This window comes from Janthinobacterium sp. PSPC1-1, assembly GCF_049897625.1.
GTDB classification, from domain to species: domain Bacteria; phylum Pseudomonadota; class Gammaproteobacteria; order Burkholderiales; family Burkholderiaceae_D; genus Janthinobacterium; species Janthinobacterium tructae.
Map to the genome: position 1 here is coordinate 241,550 of NZ_JAFCWP010000007.1, position 22,170 is coordinate 263,719.

Annotated in this window: 24 protein-coding genes; 9 read left to right on the forward strand and 15 right to left on the reverse strand. The window is 62.9% G+C overall.

Annotated elements, in window-relative coordinates:
- From mrdA to ACP7EG_RS21985, 4 genes are all read right to left on the reverse strand, one after another.
- Positions 1-1,971 (reverse strand): penicillin-binding protein 2, encoded by a 1,971-nt coding sequence (mrdA, locus tag ACP7EG_RS21970; RefSeq protein ID WP_426089288.1) that lies wholly within the window; start codon positions 1,969-1,971, stop codon positions 1-3.
- Between the two features lie 12 nt (positions 1,972-1,983).
- A complete protein-coding gene (gene mreD / locus ACP7EG_RS21975) occupies positions 1,984-2,496 on the reverse strand; it encodes a rod shape-determining protein MreD (protein WP_071079524.1) in 513 nt (170 codons plus the stop codon).
- Positions 2,493-3,560: a rod shape-determining protein MreC gene (gene mreC / locus ACP7EG_RS21980; protein ID WP_282407895.1), complete on the reverse strand. Its 1,068-nt coding sequence runs from the start codon at positions 3,558-3,560 to the stop codon at positions 2,493-2,495. Before mreC ends, mreD begins: the two co-directional genes overlap by 4 nt.
- A gap of 101 nt (positions 3,561-3,661) precedes the next feature.
- The gene (locus tag ACP7EG_RS21985; RefSeq protein WP_010393186.1) at positions 3,662-4,705 is read right to left on the reverse strand and encodes a rod shape-determining protein; all 1,044 of its coding nucleotides are present in this window, start codon (positions 4,703-4,705) and stop codon (positions 3,662-3,664) included.
- A 351-nt stretch (positions 4,706-5,056) separates the two neighbouring features.
- Here ACP7EG_RS21985 and gatC point away from each other — a divergent pair, with 351 nt between their 5' ends.
- The 6 genes from gatC (at position 5,057) to ACP7EG_RS22015 (ending at position 11,523) form a co-directional block, all read left to right on the forward strand.
- Positions 5,057-5,359 (forward strand): Asp-tRNA(Asn)/Glu-tRNA(Gln) amidotransferase subunit GatC, encoded by a 303-nt coding sequence (gene gatC, locus ACP7EG_RS21990; protein WP_071079526.1) that lies wholly within the window; start codon positions 5,057-5,059, stop codon positions 5,357-5,359.
- Between the two features lie 53 nt (positions 5,360-5,412).
- Complete coding sequence (gene gatA / locus ACP7EG_RS21995; RefSeq protein WP_426089289.1) at positions 5,413-6,897, forward strand: Asp-tRNA(Asn)/Glu-tRNA(Gln) amidotransferase subunit GatA; 1,485 nt, start codon at positions 5,413-5,415, stop codon at positions 6,895-6,897.
- A 51-nt stretch (positions 6,898-6,948) separates the two neighbouring features.
- The gene (gene gatB, locus ACP7EG_RS22000) at positions 6,949-8,409 is read left to right on the forward strand and encodes an Asp-tRNA(Asn)/Glu-tRNA(Gln) amidotransferase subunit GatB (protein ID WP_426089290.1); all 1,461 of its coding nucleotides are present in this window, start codon (positions 6,949-6,951) and stop codon (positions 8,407-8,409) included.
- A gap of 351 nt (positions 8,410-8,760) precedes the next feature.
- Complete coding sequence (locus ACP7EG_RS22005) at positions 8,761-9,144, forward strand: BlaI/MecI/CopY family transcriptional regulator (RefSeq protein ID WP_426089291.1); 384 nt, start codon at positions 8,761-8,763, stop codon at positions 9,142-9,144.
- Positions 9,141-10,388: a TonB family protein gene (locus tag ACP7EG_RS22010; protein WP_426089292.1), complete on the forward strand. Its 1,248-nt coding sequence runs from the start codon at positions 9,141-9,143 to the stop codon at positions 10,386-10,388. The genes ACP7EG_RS22005 and ACP7EG_RS22010 overlap by 4 nt, the downstream gene beginning before the upstream one ends.
- 97 nt (positions 10,389-10,485) lie before the next feature.
- Entirely contained in the window at positions 10,486-11,523 is a 1,038-nt protein-coding gene (locus ACP7EG_RS22015) for an oxidoreductase (protein WP_426089293.1), read from the forward strand.
- Between the two features lie 21 nt (positions 11,524-11,544).
- Here the strand turns inward: ACP7EG_RS22015 and ACP7EG_RS22020 are convergent, their stop codons facing one another.
- From ACP7EG_RS22020 to ACP7EG_RS22040, 5 genes are all read right to left on the reverse strand, one after another.
- Positions 11,545-11,859: a hypothetical protein gene (locus ACP7EG_RS22020; protein WP_426089311.1), complete on the reverse strand. Its 315-nt coding sequence runs from the start codon at positions 11,857-11,859 to the stop codon at positions 11,545-11,547.
- Positions 11,859-12,323, reverse strand: coding sequence for a carboxypeptidase regulatory-like domain-containing protein (locus tag ACP7EG_RS22025; RefSeq protein ID WP_426089294.1), 465 nt, complete (start codon positions 12,321-12,323; stop codon positions 11,859-11,861). Before ACP7EG_RS22025 ends, ACP7EG_RS22020 begins: the two co-directional genes overlap by 1 nt.
- Positions 12,324-12,382: 59 nt before the next feature.
- On the reverse strand, positions 12,383-12,574 hold the full coding sequence (locus ACP7EG_RS22030) for a YqaE/Pmp3 family membrane protein (RefSeq protein ID WP_071079579.1): 192 nt from the start codon (positions 12,572-12,574) through the stop codon (positions 12,383-12,385).
- Positions 12,575-12,668: 94 nt separating this feature from the next.
- Positions 12,669-13,535, reverse strand: a complete 867-nt coding sequence (locus ACP7EG_RS22035; protein WP_426089295.1) for an alpha/beta fold hydrolase — start codon at positions 13,533-13,535, stop codon at positions 12,669-12,671.
- Positions 13,536-13,556: 21 nt separating this feature from the next.
- The gene (locus ACP7EG_RS22040; RefSeq protein ID WP_071079533.1) at positions 13,557-14,450 is read right to left on the reverse strand and encodes a LysR substrate-binding domain-containing protein; all 894 of its coding nucleotides are present in this window, start codon (positions 14,448-14,450) and stop codon (positions 13,557-13,559) included.
- Positions 14,451-14,576: 126 nt separating this feature from the next.
- Here ACP7EG_RS22040 and ACP7EG_RS22045 point away from each other — a divergent pair, with 126 nt between their 5' ends.
- Together ACP7EG_RS22045 and ACP7EG_RS22050 are read left to right on the forward strand one after the other, a co-directional pair.
- Positions 14,577-15,320, forward strand: a complete 744-nt coding sequence (locus ACP7EG_RS22045) for a sulfite exporter TauE/SafE family protein (RefSeq protein ID WP_426089296.1) — start codon at positions 14,577-14,579, stop codon at positions 15,318-15,320.
- Positions 15,308-15,562: a GNAT family N-acetyltransferase gene (locus ACP7EG_RS22050; protein ID WP_426089297.1), complete on the forward strand. Its 255-nt coding sequence runs from the start codon at positions 15,308-15,310 to the stop codon at positions 15,560-15,562. Before ACP7EG_RS22045 ends, ACP7EG_RS22050 begins: the two co-directional genes overlap by 13 nt.
- Here ACP7EG_RS22050 and pyrE read toward each other — a convergent pair.
- Positions 15,559-16,221, reverse strand: a complete 663-nt coding sequence (pyrE, locus tag ACP7EG_RS22055; protein ID WP_426089298.1) for an orotate phosphoribosyltransferase — start codon at positions 16,219-16,221, stop codon at positions 15,559-15,561. The genes ACP7EG_RS22050 and pyrE overlap by 4 nt on opposite strands.
- 109 nt (positions 16,222-16,330) lie before the next feature.
- Between pyrE and ACP7EG_RS22060 the strand changes: the two genes are divergently transcribed.
- Positions 16,331-17,107: an exodeoxyribonuclease III gene (locus ACP7EG_RS22060; RefSeq protein WP_141171662.1), complete on the forward strand. Its 777-nt coding sequence runs from the start codon at positions 16,331-16,333 to the stop codon at positions 17,105-17,107.
- A 132-nt stretch (positions 17,108-17,239) separates the two neighbouring features.
- Here the strand turns inward: ACP7EG_RS22060 and ACP7EG_RS22065 are convergent, their stop codons facing one another.
- The 5 genes from ACP7EG_RS22065 to metX are packed head-to-tail and all read right to left on the reverse strand — an operon-like array spanning position 17,240 to position 22,093.
- On the reverse strand, positions 17,240-18,142 hold the full coding sequence (locus tag ACP7EG_RS22065; RefSeq protein WP_426089299.1) for a pseudouridine synthase: 903 nt from the start codon (positions 18,140-18,142) through the stop codon (positions 17,240-17,242).
- A 1-nt stretch (position 18,143) separates the two neighbouring features.
- Positions 18,144-19,046: a M48 family metallopeptidase gene (locus ACP7EG_RS22070; protein WP_426089300.1), complete on the reverse strand. Its 903-nt coding sequence runs from the start codon at positions 19,044-19,046 to the stop codon at positions 18,144-18,146.
- Positions 19,027-20,286, reverse strand: coding sequence for an AmpG family muropeptide MFS transporter (locus tag ACP7EG_RS22075; RefSeq protein WP_099760750.1), 1,260 nt, complete (start codon positions 20,284-20,286; stop codon positions 19,027-19,029). The genes ACP7EG_RS22070 and ACP7EG_RS22075 overlap by 20 nt, the downstream gene beginning before the upstream one ends.
- Positions 20,286-20,897, reverse strand: a complete 612-nt coding sequence (gene metW, locus ACP7EG_RS22080) for a methionine biosynthesis protein MetW (protein ID WP_070222822.1) — start codon at positions 20,895-20,897, stop codon at positions 20,286-20,288. The genes ACP7EG_RS22075 and metW overlap by 1 nt, the downstream gene beginning before the upstream one ends.
- Positions 20,894-22,093 (reverse strand): homoserine O-succinyltransferase MetX, encoded by a 1,200-nt coding sequence (metX, locus tag ACP7EG_RS22085; RefSeq protein ID WP_141171657.1) that lies wholly within the window; start codon positions 22,091-22,093, stop codon positions 20,894-20,896. The genes metW and metX overlap by 4 nt, the downstream gene beginning before the upstream one ends.
- Between the last annotated feature and the right edge of the window lie 77 nt (positions 22,094-22,170).

Genomic DNA, 22,170 nt, shown 5'->3' on the forward strand with positions numbered 1-22,170 from the left:
TTATTGCCTGGCAGGCGGCGCCGGGGCGGCCTGCTCGTCAGTGATTTCTTCCAGGGTGCGCACTTCGTCGACATCTTCCTTGGGCACCTTGGTGGTGTCCTTTTCCTTGTCGCTCGGGCGCTTGCCCAGCAGGTAGTAGTCGAGCGCCTTGCGCGCGATCGGCGCAGCCACGCCGGCACCGAAGCCCGCGTTTTCCACCACGATGGCAATGGCGATGCGCGGCTTGTCGGCCGGCGCGAAGGCCGTAAACAAGGCATTGTCGCGCAAGCGTTCGGCCAGCAGCTTGGCATTGTACTTCTCGTTTTTCTTGATGCCCACCACCTGTGCCGTCCCCGTCTTGCCGCCCACCGTGTACTGCACACCGGCGAAAATGCGCGCGGCCGTGCCGCCTTGCTCGCTGGTCACGCCCACCATGGCGCGCTTGATGACGTCGATGTTTTCCTGCTTGAGCGCGATGCGGTAGCTTTCCTTCGGTACCGTCAGGGTGCGTGCGCGCGTGGCCGCGTCTTCGATGATCTTCACCAGATGCGGCTTCATCACCACGCCGTTATTGGCCAGGTTGGCCGTCGCGTGGGCGATCTGCAGCGGCGTATACGAGTTGTAGCCGGAGCCGTTACTCACCGAAATCGTGTCGCCACCCACCCATTTTTTCTGCTGCGGCGTCTTGAAGCGGTTGCGCTTCCATTCCATCGACGGCAGCACGCCCGTCTTTTCATTATTCAGGTCGATGCCCGTCAGCTGGCCGAAACCGAACGGTTTCATGAAGTCGTGGATGGCATCGATGCCCATGTCGCGGCCCAGCTGATAGTAATAGGTGTTGCACGAGACGACGATGGACTTGTGCATGTCCACCGTGCCATGGCCGCCCACCTTGTCGTCGCGGAAGGTGTGGCCGCCCAGGATGAAGAAACCCGGATCGGAAATCGACTGGCTCGGCGTGCGCTTGCCCAGTTCGAGTGCGGCCAGCGCCATGAACGGCTTGAAGGTCGAGCCGGGCGCATAGGTGCCGGACAGGGGCCGGTTGACCATCGGCCGGTCCAGCGAGGTATTGAGTTCATTCCAGCTTTGCTGGTCGATGCCGTCGACGAACAGGTTCGGGTCGTAGCCGGGCTTGGACACGTAGGCCAGGATATCGCCCGTGGCCGGGTCGATCGCCACGGCCGCGCCACGCCATTCGCCGAACGCTTCCTCGACCACTTTTTGCAGTTCGATGTCGATCGACAGGATCAGGTTGTTGCCAGGGGTGGCCGCCGTGCGCGACAGGGTGCGCATGGCGCGCCCGCCGGCCGACACTTCCACTTCTTCGTAGCCGGTGGTGCCATGCAGCTGCTTCTCATAGCTTTTTTCCAGGCCTTCCTTGCCGATATGGTCGGTGCCGTTGTAGTTGGCCGCGTCCTCGCCCTCTTCGAGCGCCTTGGCTTCATTGCGGTTAATGCGACCGATGAAACCCACCACATGCGAGGCGATTTCGCCCATCGGATACTGGCGGAACAATCGCGCCTGCACCTCCACCCCAGGGAAGCGGAAGCGCTGCGCCGTGAAACGGGCCACTTCTTCATCCGTCAGGCGCGTGCGCAGCGGCACGCTGACGAAGTTCTTGGATTCTTCCAGCAGCTTCTTGAAGCGGCGGCGGTCCTTGATGTCGATCTGCACCAGGGTCGACAGCTCGTCGATCACCGAATCGAGGCTGGCACTCAATTTCGATGGCGTGATTTCCAGCGTATAGGCCGAGTAATTGCGCGCCAGGACCACGCCGTTACGGTCGAGGATCAGGCCGCGCGTTGGCACGATGGGCACCACGGCGATGCGGTTGTCTTCGGCCTTGGTCGCGTAGTCCTCGTGCTTGATCACCTGCAGCCAGATGAAGCGCGCCAGCAGCAGCGAAAAGCAGACGAAGACGAGCGCGCCCAGGATGGTCAGGCGCATGCGGAAAAAATGCAGCTCGCGCTCGGTATTTTTCAGTTCAGTCATGGCAGGCGCCCGTCAAATCGGCCGGTTATGGTCGCGGTCCACGGCGCGGCGCTGGGGCGCCAGCAAGACCCACGTGACGAAGGGCCACAGGGCCACGGCGACGAAGCTCTCGATGAAATTGAGCCAGCCGGGGAAACGGCCCGAGACGATCAGGCGCGTCAGCAATTGCAGCGCCTGCGTCAGCAGCAGCAGCGGCAGCACATGCAGCGCCTGCGTCAGGATGGGGAACCACAGCACGCGGCGGTGCATCATGATGGCGAAGTAGGACAGCAAGGTGTAGGCCAGCGCATTCTCGCCCAGCAGGGTCGAGTCGTGCACGTCCATCATCAAACCCATGAAGAACGCCACGCCGATGCCGACCTTGCGCGGCTGGTGGATGCCCCAGAAGACCAGCACCAGGGCGACGAAATCGGGCACGCCGACGAACTGCCCCCATGGCAGCAGGTTCAGCAGAAAAGCGCACAGCAGGGAAAAGCCGATGAACAGAGGGCTGACCGGCAGCAGGATGTAATGCGGGCGGTTCATCGTGTCGCTTCCTTCGGTGGCACGGCGGCAGGTATTGTGGCAGCGGCCGGCGTCGCCGGTTTCGGAAGCGGGCTTGCGGGCGGCTTCGCGGCCGGTGTGGCGGGCGCGGTGGCCGGCGCGGTCGCTGCCCCGGCGGCGGCCGGCTCCTTGGCAGGGTCCTTGATGGGCGCCATCTTGCCGGCAATCTTGCGGCCCGTCTTGACGTCTTCGACTGGCGGACGCGCTGGGATCTCCGGCGACGTCATCAAGATGAGCAGTTGGGTGTTGCGTTCGATGCCAGCCAGCGGCTGGCACACGACGCGGCCAAACGGGCCATGCGCATTGCGCTCGACCAGGGTCACGCGCGCCACGGCCAGGCCGGCCGGATACAGGCCATCGAGGCCCGAGGTAATGACGATGTCGCCGATCTGGATGTCGGCGGTGGGCGCCGTAAAGCGCAGCTCCATGGTGCCGGACTTGCCGCGGCCGATGGCCACGCTGCGCACGCCATTGCGCAGCAGCTGCACGGGAATGGCCTGTTCTTCATCGGTCAGCAAGGTCACTTCCGAGGTGAACGGGAACACGCGCGTGACTTGTCCCACCACGCCCAGGTTATCGATCACGGGGCGGCCCAGTTCGACGCCATTCTGGATGCCCCGGTCCAGCACGATCTTGCGCGTGGCCGAATCGCGCGTGTCATACAGGACTTCAGCCATCATGGTCTTCACGGGAACGCGCTCGCGCGCTTCCATCAGTTTGCGCAAATGGTTGTTTTCAACGATATTGAGCTGCGCCTGCTGCATGATCTGCGCCGAGGCGATTTGTTCGTGCTTCAGGTCGCGCACCTGTTTTTCCAGGGAGGACAGCGAAGAAAAGTAGTTGCCGACGCCAAGCGCCACATCGCGCGGCACCAGGGCCGCCATCTGCACCGGATACAGCACGGTACCGACTGCCTGGCGCACGGCCGTCAAGGCGTGCATGCGCGAATCGACCAGCAACAGGGCGATAGAAATGCCGGCGAACACCATCATCTTGACGCGGGCGGAGGCGCCTTGTTTGAAAAGTGGCGGAGGACTGTATTCCATGACATCCAATAATCAGGCGCGGTGCGCCAACGTGCAGGCCCCGGTCGGACGCCGGCGCCAAAACCAAAGCCGGAGACCCGCTCTCCGGCCCGTTGATCCGATTATTCGTAGGAAAAGATCGAGCCGAGCTTGTCCATACGCTCCAGAGCCATCCCGGAACCGCGCACCACGCAGGTGAGCGGGTCCTCGGCCACCAGCACCGGCAGGCCGGTTTCCTCCATCAGCAAGCGGTCCAGGTCGCGCAGCAGTGCGCCGCCGCCCGTCAGCATCATGCCTTTTTCGGCGATGTCGGCGCCCAGTTCCGGCGGCGTCTGTTCCAGCGCGTTCTTCACGGCCGAGACGATGTTGTTCAGCGGATCGGTCAGCGCTTCGAGAATCTCGTTGCTGGAGATGGTGAACGAGCGCGGGATGCCTTCGGACAGGTTGCGGCCCTTGACTTCCATTTCCTTCACTTCCGAACCGGGGAAAGCCGAACCGATGGCCTTCTTGATGGCTTCGGCCGTTTGTTCGCCGATCAGCATGCCGTAGTTGCGGCGGATGTAGTTGACGATGGCTTCATCGAACTTGTCGCCGCCCACGCGCACGGAACCCTTGTAGACCATGCCGCCCAGCGAAATGATGCCGACTTCCGTGGTGCCGCCGCCGATGTCGACCACCATCGAGCCGGTCGCTTCCGATACCGGCAAGCCGGCGCCAATGGCCGCTGCCATCGGTTCTTCGATCAGGTACACCTGCGAAGCGCCGGCGCCCAGCGCCGATTCGCGGATCGCGCGGCGCTCGACCTGGGTCGAACCGCACGGCACGCAAATGATGATGCGCGGCGAAGGACGGAAGAATTTCGAGTCGTGCACCATGCGGATGAACTGCTTGAGCATCTGTTCGGTCACGGTAAAGTCGGCGATCACGCCATCTTTCATCGGACGGATCGCTTCGATATTGCCCGGCACCTTGCCCAGCATCTGCTTGGCTTCCTTGCCGACTGCCTGAATGGTCTTCTTGCCATTCGGACCGCCTTCCTGGCGGATGGCGACGACGGACGGTTCGTCCAGGACGATACCGAGGCCGCGCACATAAATAAGGGTGTTGGCCGTGCCCAAGTCAATGGCCAGATCGGTGGAGATATACCTGCGTAAAAAACCAAACATGAGTGTCCTGTAGCGCATCGAGCTGCGCAAAAGCTGTTTATGGGGAGTTTCAAAGCGGGCGCTTTCAGGCACCCTGAAAATCCATGAAGGCGATTTTTCCGGGTTTCGCTTGGCGCTTGCGCAATCTTTTCTATGCTGCGGCAGCGGTCCATCAGCGCCGGCAACGCATTAACCCGCCATTCTACCTTATAATTTGAATGCGATTTGCTCAAAAACCATGGAAAAGTGCGACTCTTGCAGCCGCGAGTTACGCGGCATTCCCCGGCTTTTGTGAGCAAAAAAGCAGTAAATATTCGCGTTTTATCGAAACGCCAACTTAATACTAATGCGCGGCACTCCGCGCCATTCGCCATGTCCCTGACACTCTCCGACGTAAAACGCATCGCCCACCTGGCACAACTCGAAATGGCCGACGATCAGGCCGTCACGTCCTTGGCCCAATTGAACAAGATTTTTGCCCTGGCGGAACAAATGCAAGCCGTCAATACCGATGGCGTGGCCCCCCTGAGCCACCCGCTGGCTGCCCACATGGACAATATCGCCCTGCGCCTGCGCGAAGACGTCGCCACGGAAACGAATCACCGCGACGCCTATCAGGCCGTGGCGCCGAAGGTCCAGGATGGCCTGTATCTCGTGCCAAAAGTTATCGAATAAACACGCCGTTGCGCCGCTCCCGCCTTCTTGCCGAATATCAAAATAGAAACGCCATGCATACAAAATCCATCAAACAGCTGTCCACGCTCTTGCAGAACAAGGAAATTTCCGCCGTTGCGCTGGCGACGCATTTCCTCGACCGCATCGCAGCGGACACTTCGAATGCCTTCCTGCACGTCGACCGTGCCCTGACCCTGGCGCAAGCTGCCGAGGCCGACGCGCGCATCGCCGCCGGCACGGCCACGCCATTGACGGGCGTGCCGATCGCGCACAAGGACTTGTTCGTGACCAAAGGCTGGCGCACCACGGCCGGCTCGAAAATGCTGGCCAACTACGCCAGCCCGTTTGACGCCACCGTGGTGGAAAAATTCCAGGCGGCCGGCATGGTCACCCTGGGCAAGGTCAATTGCGATGAATTCGCCATGGGTTCCGGCAATGAGAACTCGGCCTTCGGTGCCGTGCAGAACCCGTGGGACAAGACGGCCGTGCCAGGCGGCTCGTCCGGCGGCTCGGCTGCCGCCGTCGCCGCCGGCCTGACGCCAGCGGCCACCGGCACCGATACGGGCGGCTCGATCCGCCAGCCAGCCGCTTTTTGTGGCATCACCGGCATCAAGCCGACGTATGGCCGCGTGTCGCGCTTCGGCATGATCGCCTTTGCCTCGTCGCTGGACCAGGGCGGCCCGATGGCCCGCTCGGCCGAAGACTGCGCCCTGCTCTTGAGCGCCATGGCCGGCTTCGACGAGCGCGATTCGACCAGCCTGTCCCCGGAACAGGGCGGCGTGGCGGAAGATTTTTCACGTGAACTGGGCCAGCCGTTGACGGGCTTGCGCATCGGCGTGCCACGCGAGTACTTCGGCGAGGGCTTGGCCAAGGACGTGGAAGCGGCCGTGCGCGGCGCGCTGGCGCAGTATGAAAAGCTGGGCGCCACCCTGGTCGACATCTCGCTGCCGAACACGGCCCTGTCGATTCCCGCCTACTACATGATCGCGCCGGCCGAAGCGTCGTCGAACCTGTCGCGCTACGACGGCGTGCGCTATGGCCACCGCGCCGCCGAGTACAAGGACTTGCAGGACATGTACAAAAAGTCGCGCGCCCAGGGCTTCGGCCCGGAAGTGCAGCGCCGCATCATGGTCGGCACCTATGTGCTGTGCCACGGCTACTACGACGCCTACTACCTGAAGGCGCAAAAGATCCGCCGCCTGATCGCACAGGATTTCGATGCCGTATTAAATGGCCCGAACGCCGTCTGCGACGTCATCATGGGACCGGTCGCGCCGACTGTCGCCTGGGACCTGGGCGACAAGACGGACGACCCGGTGGCAAACTACCTGGCCGACATCTACACCCTGTCGACCAGCCTGGCTGGCTTGCCCGGCATGTCGATTCCATGCGGCTTTGGCACTGGCGAGAAAAACAGCAAGCGCCCTGTCGGCCTGCAAATCATCGGCAACTATTTTGGCGAAGCCAAGCTGCTGAACGTGGCCCACCAGTTCCAGCAAGTGACGGACTGGCATACGCGCGCTCCTGCCGGCATCTAACTATATATTTGCGCCGCTTTGCCGGCGCCACCAGAAAAAAGCGAGAACACTATGCAATGGGAAGTCGTCATCGGTCTTGAGAACCACGTTCAGCTCACGACCGAATCCAAAATTTTCAGCGGTTCGCCGATCAAGTACGGCGCCGACGCCAACACGCAGGCAAGCCCCGTCGACCTGGCGCTGCCAGGCGTGCTGCCGGTGATGAACAAGCAAGCCGTCGACCGCGCGATCCGTTTTGGTTTGGCCGTGGGTGCCACCGTGGCGCCGCACTCGGTCTTCGCCCGTAAAAACTATTTTTATCCGGATTCGCCCAAGGGCTACCAGATCAGCCAGTTCGAAGATCCCGTTGTCATCGGCGGCGCCCTGACCTTCGGCTACGAAAAGGATGGCGAATTCGTCACCAAAACGGTCAACCTGACGCGCGCCCACCTGGAAGAAGACGCGGGTAAATCGCTGCATGAAGACTATGCGGGCATGAGCGGCATCGACTTGAACCGCGCCGGCACGCCGCTGCTGGAAATCGTCTCGGAACCGGAAATCCGCAGCGCCGCCGAAGCCGTGGCCTATGCCAAGGCCCTGCATTCGCTGGTCATGTGGCTGGGCGTTTGCGACGGCAACATGCAGGAAGGCTCGTTCCGCTGCGACGTCAACGTCTCCGTGCGCCCCGTCGGCCAGAAGGAATTCGGCACACGCTGCGAAATCAAGAACCTGAACTCCTTCCGCTTCATCGAGGAAGCCGTGCACGTCGAAGTGCGCCGCCAGATCGAACTGATCGAAGACGGCGGCAAGGTCGTGCAGGCGACACGTTTGTACGATCCGGACCGCAAGGAAACACGCGAAATGCGCAGCAAGGAAGACGCCCAGGATTACCGCTACTTCCCGGACCCTGACCTGCCGCCGCTGGTCATCTCGCCAGAGTGGATCGCCACGGTCAAGGCCTCGATGCCGGAACTGCCGGCCGCCATGCGCGCGCGCTTCATCAGCGAATACGCGTTGCCCGACTACGATGCACTGGTGCTGACGCAATCGAAAGCCATGGCCACCTATTTCGTCGCCGTGGTCGACAAGGCCGGCAAGGAAAACGCCAAGGCCGCCGCCAACTGGCTGATGGGCGACGTGTCGTCGACCCTGAACCGCGAAGGCGTGGACCTGGACGACGCACCCGTCTCCGCCGCACAGCTGGCCGCCATGCTCAAGCGCATCGCCGATGGCACGATCTCGAACAAGGCGGCCAAGGAAGTCTTCGCCGGCATGTGGGAAGCGAAATCAAACGACGAACACCTGGTCGACGCCGTCATCGATGCCAAGGGTTTGAAGCAGATCTCGGACTCGGGCGCACTGGAAGCCATCGTCGATGAAGTGCTGGCGGCGAACGCCAAGTCGGTAGAGCAGTACCGCGCCGGCAAGGAAGCGGCCATCAACGCGCTGATCGGCCAGGCCATGAAGGCGTCCAAGGGCAAGGCCAACCCGGCCCAGCTGACGGAATTGCTGAAGGCCAAGCTGGCGGGGTAATTCCCACGCCCCCCAAGGAAAAGACGCTGCGGCGTCTTTTTTTTTGCCTGGCCGCTCCACGCATAAACAAGCTTGTCTAGTTTTTTTCCCATGCCTGGAAGGCGCTTATGCGACACATAAAATTAAAGTATACATTTCTGTCTACAACGATTAATCTAAGTAGGTCGCGGGAAATTATTGTGAAGTTATGACGAACAGAACCGGATGCTCTGCAAGGCGCCAGCTGCGACGCAGTGCGAGCACTGCTAGCAGCTGGCAACACCGCAGAGCGCCGTTATGGAAGTCAGAAATCACAATAATTTATTGCGACCTACTTAGCTACATTGAAATTCCAGCAAGAGGAAAAATAGCATGGCCAAGACTCCCGATATCCCGAAACCAACGGCTGCCGAGCTCGATCTGCTGCAAACACTGTGGCCACTGGGCGCCGCCACGGCCAAGCAGGTGCACGAGGCGATGACGTTGACCAAGCCGGCCATCACGTATGGCACCGTGCTGCGCTTGATGCAGATCATGCACACCAAGGGCTTGCTGATCCGCGACGCAAGCCAGCGTTCGCACGTGTATGCGCCGGCCCAGGCACAGGACAGCCTGCAGACGAATCTGCTCAAGGAATTGATGCAAAAAGCCTTTGCCGGTTCGGCCAAGGCACTGGTGCTGGCGGCGCTGCGCACGGGCGTGTCGCGCGCCGAGCGCGAAGAGATAGAAAAAATGCTCAAGGACGATCAATCATGAGCGGCTTCGTGCCAGCGCTGGGCTGGACTCTGCTGCATTTCCTGTGGCAAGGCTTGCTGATCGGCTGCGCCACGGCGCTGGCGTGGGCCGCCCTGCGCAATGCGCGTCCCGAGGCACGCTACGGCGTCGGTTGCGGTGCCCTGCTGGCCTGCCTGGCATGGCCGGCAGCGGGCTTGTATTTGCGCCTGGCCGATGGCGATGCCACGGGTGCCATGTTCTCCAGCACCTTGCTGCCGGCCGCACTGCTCATGCCCACGACCTTGCCTGACCTGTACCTGCTTCTTCGCGCCGTCGTCGGCGTCTGGGCCCTATGCGCCGCAGTGCTGGCCATGCGCATGGCACTGGGCATGCTATGGATAGAGCGCAGCGCCAGCAAGACGGGCGCCACACATGAACAACTGCAGACAAGGCTGTCGCGCATGGCGCAGAATGCCGGCGTGGCGCGGCCCGTGCGCCTGCGCGTACTCGACAACATCGCCAGCCCGCTCACGGCCGGCATCTGGCGCCCCATGGTGCTGGTGCCCGCAGCGCTGATCACCGGCATGCCGCCGCAGCTGCTCGATGCGCTGCTGGCGCACGAACTGGCGCACATCCGGCGCCACGATTATCTGCTCAACCTGTTGCAAAACGCCATCGAGGCGCTGCTGTTCTTCCACCCTGCCGTCTGGTGGATCTCTCGCGGCGTGCGCCTCGAACGCGAACATATTGCAGATGATTTCGCAGCAAGACAACTGGGCGAACCGCGGCGTCTGGCTCTTGCACTCTCGGAACTGGAACGTCTCCAGTTCTCAACCCACCACCTGGCCCAGGCGGCCAACGGAGGAGATCTTATGTCACGTATCAAACGATTGCTGCGCCCTGCACCACAAACCCTGAACTGGAAAGCGGCCGTGCCGCTGCTGGCCCTCGCCGGCGCCTGCCTCGGCATCTACGGCCAGGCCGTCGCCGCCGACAGTGCACCCGTGCTGGAGCGCCGCCCCGTCATCGACTTTGGCGTCTGCGGCAAACCGGTCTACCCAGCCACATCGCTGCAGGCGAAGGAAGAGGGCACGGTCAACATGTCCTTTGACGTCAATGCAGCCGGCAAGGTAACGAATTCGAGCGTGGTCAAAAGCAGCGGCCATCCGGCCCTCGACGAGGCGGCGCGCAGCGGCATTGCCAAGTGTACGTTCAAGCCTGCCCTCGCTGGCGGCAAGCCCGTCAGCGCCAGCGTCAAGGTGCAATACGTCTGGAGCCTGAACTAAGGCAGGGGCGGCGGCGGCGTTGCAACATTGCTGCAGCTGTGCCGCCGCCCGCTTGCGGGTATGATCGTAGATTCTTCCACGCACCCGTGAATACGCCATGAACAAGATCAAAACCGGCCTGGTCGGCTACGGCTTTGCCGGCTCCACCTTCCACGCTCCCGTGCTGTCCACCATCGATGCCCTGGAATTGACGGCCGTCGCCTCCAGCAAGCCCGAGCTCGTGCACAAGGATTGGCCGCACGCCACCGTGTATGCGCAAGCGGCGCAGCTGTTTGCCGATCCCTCCATCGAGCTGGTGGTCATCGCCGCACCCAACGAAGCACACTTCAGCCTGGCGCAAGCGGCCCTGCAAGCGGGCAAGCACGTGGTGGTCGACAAGCCCTTCACCATTTCCAGCGTTGAAGCACAGACCCTGATCACCCTGGCGCAAGAGCGCAAGCTGGTGCTCAGCGTGTATCACAACCGGCGCTGGGATGGCGACTTCCTGACCCTGAAAGCGCTGCTGGCGCAAGGCACCTTGGGGCGCATCGCCAGCGTCGAATCGCATTTCGACCGTTTCCGCCCCGAAATCCGCCAGCGCTGGCGCGAGTCCGACGCACCCGGTGGCGGCTTGCTGTACGACCTGGGCCCGCACATGCTGGACCAGGCCATGCAGCTGTTCGGCCAGCCGGAAAAGCTGTACGCCGATATCGCCCTGCAGCGCGATGGCGCGCAAGCCGTCGACTATATGCACATCGTTTTATACTACGACCGGCTGCGCGTGGTGCTGCAAGCGGGCTGCCTGGTAAAGGCGCCAACGGCGCGCTTCGCCGTGCATGGCGACAAGGGGAGTTTCGTGAAGTTCGGCCTCGATCCGCAGGAAGACGCCCTGAGGGCCGGCGGCAGGCCGGGCCAGCCCGGCTGGGGCGTGGACCCCGTACGCGGTGCACTGCACCTGGGCACGCAGCCGGACGGCCATTGTGAACACCTCGAGATGCAGGCAGGCCGCTACCAGGACTTTTACCAGGGCATGGCCGACGCCATCCGCCACGGCGCACCAGCGCCCGTGGCGGCCGAAGATGCGGCGGCAACGATACGCCTGATCGAACTGGCGCTGCAAAGCGCCGCCGAAGGGCGCGTACTCGCGGTCAGCTGATTCGATGTCAACTGACCGAGGTCAGTTGATGACGAAGGCCAGCACCACGGCGCCCAGCGCCAGCAGAGCCAGGCCGCAAATAAACAGCAGTTCACCCCACCATTCGTAGCGCAAGCGCGACTGGCCGGGGCGCAGCGACATGAACGAGAGCACGGCGCTGACGAGAAAGACGATGGCATCGACGGCGAGCAGCTTGTCGATGGCCACGCGCACCTCGCCGCGCGGCGCCAGGTGCCCGATCGACAGCACCGTCATGCATACGCCGACCATCGTCGCCGACGTGGGCAGGATGTGTGCCGACAAGCCCCGTTCGGGCGCCTTGCCGTCGCCCGGCATCAAGGCCGGCCCTGGTTCGTTCCCGCCGGCCAGACCAGCTCCACGCGCGCGGAACTACCCGCCTTGACCTGCACCTTGCGTTCCAGCAATTTGCCGGCCAAGGTGGCGCGCAGGCTGTAGCTGCCCGGTGGCAGTTTCGCCAGCAGGAACGGTCCGCTGGCCGTCGTTTCCAGCACCGGCGCGCCCTTGGCGTCGCGTATTGTCAGCTTCACGTCGGAGGCAAATTCCGCCTTGCCCGCCGCCTGCACGGAAAACACCAGGCTCAAAGGCCATTGCCGGCTGGCGCTCTTGATGGCAGTCGATTCATCGAGGCCGATGCCGCCGCTCAGGTACTCCACCGTCCCGCTCTTCTGCACGGTAGGCAAAGCGCTATCGCCCTGCGCCTGCGCCGCACTTCCCAGCAACAGCCCGGCGGCCAGCATTGCCGCCGCCAGGTTCAAGGTACCGCGTCTGTCTGGTGCCATCTCACTCTCCTCATGTCGATTGAATCAAGATAGGAAGCGCAGCTTAGGCCAGCCTTAGCTTAGCGCCGGCGCATGGCCTCGGCGATCTTCTGGTCCGTCTTGTACTGGCTCAGCGAGTACACGGCCCAGATCGTCGCTGGCAGCCAGCCGATCAGGGTAATTTGCAGGATCAGGCAAATGATGCCGGCAATGGGGCGTCCAATGGTGAAAAAGGTCAGCCACGGCAGTAACAGGGCAATCAGCAAGCGCATCGTTCGTTCCTTGAGTATTCCCCTGTGCCGCGGGGACCGGGCCGGCATGCACCGGCGGTCAATTCATTGAGCCGATTATAACGATACTGGCGCCTCATGCCGGCACGGGTGCCAGCAGTTTCTCGATCCAGGCCAGGATGGCGGCAAAGATCACGTCACGGTTCACCTCATTGAAATTCTCGTGGTAATTGGCCGGATAGTAGTGATAGTCGAGCAGGCCCTCGGGCACGCTGCGCAGCAGGCTTTCCGTGGCGCGGCTATCGGCCAGCTTGTCGTCGCCGGCCACCACGGCGAACAGGGGGAAGCGCCAGTCCGACAAGCCGCCCGCCAGTTCCTTTTGCGCCGACGTCAAGGCATGGGCGAAGCGCACCGACGCTGCACTGGCGCGGATACCGTCACGCTCATCCTGGAAATGGCGCGCGGTGATGGTCTGATCGTGCGTCAGCAGCATGGTCAGATTCCCCAGCGGTACCTTCATCGTCGGGAAGCGCTGCGCCAGCCAGCCGGACAACATCTGCAGCACCTTCGGCACGGGAATCGCATTCACGTAATACGGCGACGAGATGATGAAGCCTTTGATCGCCGGATCGCCCGCAAAGCGCCGCAGTCCCAGGTGCGTGGCGATCAGGCCGCCCATGGAATGACCCATGACGAAAATCGGCACGCCGGGATACGCCTGCTTGACCCAGGCGAGGAACAGCTCTTCATCGTCGAGGAATGCATCGAACGAGGGGATATCCACCTTGCGCTTGCCATCGTGGCCCACCATATCGAAGCTGACGGTGGCGATGCCGTGCTGGCGAAAGGTCAGCGCCGGCGTGACGTAATCGCCCGCGTGCGCCATGCCGCCGTGGATCGCCAGGATCACGGCACGTGGATGCTCCGGCTGCCAGATATGGATGGGACGCTCGACCTGGTCGCTGCACCGCAGGCTGGCCATCTTGTCTTCTGAAAAACGCATCGCAGCTCCTGTCATGCCCTGTCACGCCTTCAGATGATCGATCAACTGGCGCGCATACAGGGGTAATTCACTGAACTGGCGCACGCAAATCGTCAGATTGCGTACCGACCAGGGATCGGATAATTCCAGGCAGCGCAGCGCCATCGTCTGCTGGCAGCGGCTGGCCGCCGCCAGCGGCACCACGCTGATGCCCACGCCGCTGGCCACCATGCGGCACACGGCATCGAAGCTGCGCAGGCGCACGCGCACCTTCAAAGGACGGCCCAGGCGCGCCGCATGCATGCCCAGGTACTGCTGCATCGCGCTGTCGTCGGCCAGGCCGATGAAATCGTGATCCAGCAGCGTGGAGAACGCGACGACACCATCCTGGCCGAGCGCGCGGTGATGCACGCCATCGGCCGCCGCGATGACCACCAGCCGGTCGGGGCGGAACAAAAACGTCTGCAAGCCGCGCATGTCGACCGAGTCGGACACGATGCCCATGTCGGCCAGCCCTTCCGAGACGGCCTTGACGATATCGTAACTGAGGCGCTCTTCCAGGTCGATGGTCAGGTTCGGATGGCGGTCGAGAAAAGCACCGAGTGCCTCGGGCAAAAATTCGCTGAGCGCGGCCGTATTGCACAGCAGCCGCAACTGCCCTTTCAAGCCGCGCGCAAATTCACCGAGCTCGCCGCGCATTTTCTCCATTTGCAGCAACACGAGGCGCGCGTGATGCAGCAGGGTCTGCCCTACCGGTGTCGGCTCCACGCCGCGCCGCCCGCGCAGCAGCAGAGGCATGCCCAGCGCCTCCTCCATGCCGCGCACGCGCGCACTGCTGGAGGCCAATGCGAGATGGCTGCGCGCGGCGCCCGCCGTCAGGCTACCCGCCTCCACCACGTTGACAAACAGCTGCAAATCGACCAGATCAAAGCGCATGACAGCTCCCCTTTTCGCCATCTTATCAGCCTTCGTATTTTACTTAGGCTGACTCAAAATAATCCACCTTGGCGAAAGTCCCGGGCAAGCGCAGAATCCACGCAAAATCACTGTGGGATAAAAAAGATGGAGACGTCATTCCTGCTGGCCGTCGGCGCCAGCTTCCTCATCGCTGGCTTCGTCAAGGGCGTAGTCGGACTGGGCTTGCCGACGGTGGCCATGGGCACGCTCAGCCTCGTCATGCCACCCGTGCAGGCGGCGGCGCTGCTGATCGTGCCGTCGATGGTGACGAATGTGTGGCAACTGGCGGCCGGGCCCGGCCTGCGCGCGCTGATGCGGCGCCTGTGGCCCATGCTGGCCGCCGTCATGGCCGGTACCCTGGCGGGCGGCGCCCTGCTGCCGCAGGACAGCGGCGCCTGGGCCATCGTCGCGCTGGGCGTGGCGCTGATGCTGTATGCGCTGGCGGGATTGTTCTCGCTACAGCTGCGCGTGCCGGCGCGGCACGAAGCCTGGCTGGGACCGGCCACGGGCGTGGCGACGGGGCTGGTGACGGCCGCCACGGGCGTGTTCGTGATCCCCGCCGTGCCGTATCTGCAGGGACTGGGCCTGGCGCGCGATGCGCTGATACAGGCGCTGGGCCTGGCGTTTACCGTGTCGACCGTGGCGCTGGCGGCCAGCCTGGCGCTGCACGGCGACTTCAGCCTCGGTGCGGCGGGCGCTTCCGCGTATGCGCTGCTGCCGGCGCTGGCCGGCATGCTGGCCGGTCAATGGCTGCGCGGGCGCATCGCGCAACAGGTGTTCAAGCGCTGCTTTTTTGCCGGGCTGTTCGCCCTCGGCTTGCATGCGGCGCTCAAGCCATGGCTGGCGTGATGCACATCGATTGGCAAGGGGACAGCGCGCTGTGCGCGTGGATCGACGGCCAGCAGGTGGCCATGCTCGACATCAGCAAGAACATGGATGGGGTGACGGTGAACATGCTGTTCGTGAAACCGCCGTTCCGGCGGCGCGGCATCGGTGGCGCGCTGCTGCGGCGGCTGTTGCAATCCCACCCGCAAGCTGCCACCGCCTGCAGCGACCCGCGGCTGCGGGCGCTGCTGGATAAGACTATTTAAATACCATACTTGGTGCGGTAGGCGGAAACAGCCTCTTTATGTTTCAACAGTTCCGGATCGGCGCCCGCGCCATTCAGGTAGCCGAACAAGTCGTCCAGGTTGCCGATCGAGATGACGGGAATGCCATACTGTTTCGACACTTCCTGCACCGCCGAATTTGGCGACAGCTGGCCGTCCGGGCCGGAACGCTCCATGCGGTCCAGGGCGATCAGCACGGCGCAAGGCTCGGCGCCGGCGGCGCGGATCATGTCCACCGATTCGCGCACCGAGGTGCCGGCCGAGATTACATCGTCAATGATGACGACCTTGCCATGCAGCTTGGCGCCGACGATGGTGCCGCCTTCGCCATGGTCCTTGGCTTCCTTGCGGTTGAAGGCGAACGAGGTGTTGCGGCCCTTGCCGGCCAGCGCCACGGCGGTGGCCGACGCCAGGGTGATGCCCTTGTAGGCTGGCCCAAACAGCATGTCAAATTCGACGCCCGAGTCGAGCAGGGTTTGCGCGTAGAACTGCGCCAGCTCGGCCAGGGTGGCGCCGTCATGGAACAGGCCCGCATTGAAGAAGTACGGCGACTGGCGTCCGGCCTTGGTGGTGAACTCGCCAAACCGCAAGACGCCCTTGGATACTGAAAACGCGATAAACTGCTGGCGTAAATTATTCACATTAGCCTCATTTTTTAAAAGTGCCTGTATTTTAATCCGCGCGCAGCGGCGAGACAATCGCCATGCCGCGCCCGCCGGCCCCGTCCAACGCCCTTTTCACTCTCAACCTATGCCAAAAATTATCTCCGCCAACCTGAACGGCATCCGTTCCGCCGCCAAAAAAGGCTTTTTCAACTGGATGGGCACGCAAACGGCCGATTTCATCTGCGTGCAGGAATTGAAGGCGCAACTGCCCGACATGACGCCGGAATTCCTCAACCCGCACGGCTACCATGGCCATTTTCACTATGCCGAGAAAAAGGGTTATTCGGGCACGGGCGTGTACAGCAAGGTGGAACCGGATGCCGTGCATATCGGTTTCGGCAGCCCAGAATTCGATGCCGAAGGGCGCTACGTGCGCTGTGATTTTGGCAACCTGTCCGTCATTTCCGTGTACTGCCCGTCCGGTTCGTCCGGCCCGGAGCGCCAGGAAGCCAAGTTCCGCTTCATGGAACTGTTCCTGCCGCACCTGCTGGCATTGAAGGCACTGGGGCGCGAAGTGGTCATCTGCGGCGACTGGAACATCGCCCACCATGAAATCGACCTGAAAAACTGGAAGGGCAACAAGAAGAATTCCGGCTTCCTGCCGGAAGAGCGCGCGTGGCTGACGCGCGTCTTCGACGAAGTGGGCTTTGTCGACGTGCACCGCGGCCTGGACAAGCGCGAAGACCAGTACACATGGTGGAGCAACCGCGGACAAGCCTACGCGAAGAACGTCGGCTGGCGCATCGACTACCACGTCGCCACCCCCGGCATCGCGGCCCAGGCGCATACGGTCAGCGTCTACAAGGACGAGCGGTTCTCCGACCATGCGCCCCTGATCATCGATTACACGGTCAAGGGCTGATCTTTGACACGTCGGCGGTGGTGTCGGCTTACGCTGCGCTAAGCCGACCTACGCCTGATCTGCCGTAGGTCGGATTAGGACCGCAGGGCCGTAATCCGACAACATGGTTGACACGCCAATGGGGGTGTCGGGTTACGCCAGCATGCGCCGGCTCTCAAAATGGCGCGGCTCGCCGCTCAAAGGGTCCGTGAAATCGATGGCGCGCGCCAGCAGCTGCAGCGGGTGCGACATGTCGTCTTCCTTGCACGGCTGGGCCAGCGGGTAAAACGCATCGTTGACGATGGGGATGCCGAGTGCAGCCAGGTGCACGCGCAGCTGGTGCTTGCGCCCCGTATGCGGCTGCAGCCGGTACAGGTTCACCTCGCCGCGCCGCTCGATCACGTCGATGATGGTTTCTGAGTTCGGCTCGCCCGCCTCCTCGCGCATGAGGAAGAACTGCGCGCCCTCGACCATGCGGCTGCGATACGTGAACGGAAAATCGCGGCCATCCAGATGCGGCGCCAGCGCCTCATACGTCTTGCGCACTTCGCGGCGCTGGAACAGCGTCTGGTAGGCACCCCGGCTGGCTACCTGGCGCGAAAAAATCACCACGCCAGCCGTCTCGCGGTCGAGGCGGTGGATCGGCGTCAGCTCGGCGCAGTCCAGGTTTTTCTTCAGGCGCGTCAGCAAGGTCTCCTGCAAGAAGCGCCCGGCCGGTGTCATGGGCAGAAAATGCGGCTTGTCGACGACGATCAAATGCTCATCCTGGAACAGGATCTCTTCCTGGAAGGGGATCGGCGTTTCCCGTTCCAGTTCGCGGTAGTAAAAAATGCGCATGCCGCGCCGGTATGCGCTGCCGGGGCCGAGCACGGCGCCGTCGCCATTGAGCACTTCGCCGCGCGCCATGCGGTCCAGCCATTGCGCGGCGCCGATCTGCGGATAGCGCTCGATCAGAAAGGTGAGCATGTCCGGCCACTGCCCTTCCGGCAGCCACAGATAACTGGGCGCCACGCCGTCGCGCATGGGCAAGGGAGCGGCGGCGTGACACTTCGCCATCCTAGCGCTGCGCGATGGCGTTGCTGCGGTACGGCGGCAAGGCGTCCACGCTGACGCCCTTGCTGCGCGCGTACAAAGGCAGCACTTGCGCCATGTGGCTGTTCATCTGCGAGATACGGTCCTTGCCCGACGGGTGGGTCGAGAGGAATTCCGGCGGCGCGCCCTTGCTCACGGCGGCCATTTTCTGCCACAGGATCACGCCGGCACGCGGATCAAAGCCGGCGCGTGCGGCCAGGTCCATGCCGATCAAATCTGCCTCGCGTTCATCGTCGCGCGAGAACTTCAGCATCACGCCCTGTGCCGCCATATTCGTGGCGGTACTGGTGATGTTTGGATCGACGCCGAGCCAGGCTGACAGCCCGGCGCCGGCCAGCTTGGCGCCGACGGCGGCCAGGTTGCCCTTGCCGGCCTGCGCCTGCGAGTGTTCGCGCAGCGCATGCGAAATTTCATGTCCCATGACGACGGCCACTTCATCGTCGGTCAAATTGAGCTTGGTGATGATGCCGCTGTAAAAAGCGATCTGCCCGCCAGGCATGCAAAAGGCATTGACCTCATCCGAGTTGAGCAGGTTGACCTGCCAGTTCCAGTTGGCCGCCGCCTCGTTCCAGCGCGTGGCGAACGGGATGATGCGCTGGGCGATGGCGCGCAAACGCCTGACCTGCGGGTCGCTATCGGGCACCAGCGCATTTTTTTCCTTCGCTTCGTTGACCAGCTGCGTATATTGCTGCTTCGATTCTGCATTGAAATCGGCGCCGCCGGCAAAGATGCGCGAGGTCGACAAAGGCCGCACCTTGATGCCATCCTGCACCGTCGCCTGCTGGGCATGGGCGGACAGGGGGGCCAGCGCGGTGGCCGCGCACAGGCTGGCCAGGACGGCGTAACGTTTAAGGGATATTGGTGCCATTGGCAGACCTCCATGGAGCGATTTTAGGCAGCATCATCATGGCCGGGAAGGCCAGGAAGAAGCACACGATGAAAAACGAGAACCAGCCCAGCTCCGCGACCAGAAAGCCCACCGAGGCATTGATCAGGGTGCGCGGCACGGCGCTGAGGCTGGAAAACAAGGCATATTGTGTGGCCGTGTAGCGCGGGTCCGTGGTGCGCGACAGGAACGCGACAAAGGCGGCCGCACCCAGTCCCAGGCTGGCGAAGGCTTCAAAACCGATCACGGCGCTGAGCAACATGGTGTTCGGCCCCACCTGCGCCAGCCAGGCGAATCCCAAAATCGCGATCGCCTGCAGCGCGCCAAACACCCACAGGCCCCGGTTGATGCCCAGCTTGAGCATCCACACGCCACCCACCACGCCGCCGGCCAGGCTAGCCCAGAAACCCGTGGTATTGGCGGCCAGGCCGATCTGCGTCATGCTGAACCCCAGGTCCAGATAAAACTTCGTCGCCAGCGCCGTGGCCATGCTGTCGCCGATTTTGTAGAGTAATACGAAGGCGAGGATCCACATTGCGTTACGCCAACCATCGCGCGCGATGAATTCCTGGAACGGCAAGATGATCGCTTCGCGCATGGTCTTCGGCGGCGAACCGTACACGGTGGGCTCCTTGATCAGCAAGGTGCACACGAGGCCCGGCAGCATGAAGGCGGCCGTGATCCAGAAGACGGGCTGCCACGGCATGCGGTCGGCCAGGATCAGCGACAACGCACCCGGCACCATGCCTGCCACTTTATACGCGTTGACGATGACGGCGGCGCCCAGGCCCTGCTCGTTATCGTCCAGGATTTCGCGCCGGTAGGCGTCGATGACGATGTCCTGGCTGGCCGACAGAAAGGCCACTCCGCCCGCAGCGGCGGCGATCAGGCCGATCTGCGTGAGCGGGTCGAGCATGCCCATGGCGCCGATGGCAAAAAACAGCGCCACCTGCGTCAATGCCATCCAGCCGCGCCGGCGCCCCAGTCCCAGGATGCGGTAGCGGTCCATCAAAGGCGCCCACAGGAATTTCCAGATATACGGAAACTGCACCAGGGCGAACAGCCCCAGCGCCTTGACGTTCAAGCCCGACTTGGCCAGCCATGCCTGCAGCAGGTACAGCAGGATGAACAGGGGCAGGCCGGAACTGAAGCCCAGCACCAGCACGGCCAGCATGCGGCCATTGGCATAGGAACGCCAGCCAGGCGCCGGGCTTGTAGTCATCAATGCACCGCTTTTTTACGCAGGCGGAAGACGGCCAGGTCGCCGCGCAGGTTCGGCAGCACGGAGACCATCTTGCCTTCGGCCAGGGCCACGCATTCGATCACTTCCAGGCCGCATTCCTCGGCCAGCTCGCGGAAGTCGTTGATGGTGGCGCAGCGCACGTTGGGCGTGTCGTACCACTGGTAGGGCAGAGATTTCGACACGGGCATGCGGCCTTTGAGCAGCGCCACGCGATGCGGCCAGTAGGCGAAGTTGGGGAACGAGACGATGGCCTCGGCGCCCACGCGCACGATGTCGCGCAGCAGCGGCTCGACCTGCTTCATCATCTGCAGCGACGACAGGCACAGCACCGTATCGAAGCTGTTATCGCCAAAGATGGCCAGGCCCTTTTCCATGTCCTGCTGGATCACGTTGACGCCGCGCAGGGTGCTGGCCAGCACCTTGTCGTCGGCGATCTCGATGCCATAGCCGCTGCACTCCTTGTCGCTTTGCAGGTACTGCAGCATCACGCCTTCGCCGCAGCCCACGTCCAGTACATGCGCGTTGTTCGGAACCCAGTGGGCGATGAAGGCCAGGTCGGGGCGCAGTGCGCTCAATTCGTCAAAAGTCATGCGATCTCCTTGGCGCCCTGGCGGACGGCGGTGTGCTGTGCAGGAGCGGGCAAGCCCGCCCCGATGTCGTTCCATACCTGGCCATAATAGGCGCGCACCATGTTCATGTAGCGCGCATCTTCCAGCAAAAAGGCGTCGTGGCCGTGCGGCGCGTCGATTTCCGCGTAGGTCACCTGGCGGCGGTTGCACACCAGCGCTTCGACGATTTCGCGGCTGCGCTCGGGCGAGAAGCGCCAGTCGGTGGAAAACGAGGCGAGGAAGAACTTCGCCTTGGTACCCGACAGGGCCTTGGCCAGGTCGCCGCCATGCGCGCGCGCCGGATCGAAGTAATCGAGCGCCTTGGTGATCAATAAATATGTGTTGGCGTCGAAGTATTCGGAGAACTTGTCGCCCTGGTAGCGCAAATACGATTCGATCTCGAAATCGATGCCGAAGCCGAATTTGTAGTCACCCGTCTGCGCCGCGTCGCGCAACTTGCGGCCGAATTTCTCGGCCATGTCGTCATTCGACAGGTACGTGATGTGGCCCACCATGCGCGCCACGCGCAAGCCGTTCTTCGGCACCACGCCATGCGCATAAAAGTCGCCGCCATGGTAATCGGGGTCGGACAGGATGGCCTGGCGCGCCACGTCATTGAAGGCGATGTTCTGCGCCGAGAGTTTGGCCGTCGAGGCGATCACCACGCAGTGGCGCAGCCGCTCGGGGAACATGATGCTCCACGCCAGCGCCTGCATGCCACCCAGCGAGCCACCCATCACGGCGGCGAACTGAGTGATGCCCAGTTCATCGGCCAGGCGCGCCTGCGCGCTGACCCAGTCTTCCACCGTGACGACGGGGAAGGAAGCGCCATACGGCTTGCCGGTGGCAGGATTGGTGTGCATGGGGCCAGTCGAGCCGAAGCAGGAACCCAGGTTGTTGACGCCGATGACGAAGAATTTATTGGTGTCGAGCGGCTTGCCCGGTCCCACCATATTGTCCCACCAGCCCGTGCTTTTCGGCTCGTCCGCGTAGACGCCGGCCACGTGGTGCGAGGCATTCAGGGCGTGGCAGACCAGCACCGCGTTCGATTTGTCGGCGTTCAGGGTGCCGTAGGTTTCATACATCAACATATAGTCGCGCAGCGATGCACCGCTTTGCAGCTGCAAGGGTTGCGCAAAATACATGGTTTGCGGCGAAACGATTCCAATGGATGACATGTGTGTCGGTTTATAAAAGGGGGTGGCCCCACGGGCCATGGTCGATGCAGCACCGCGATGATAGGTGCTGCAACTGT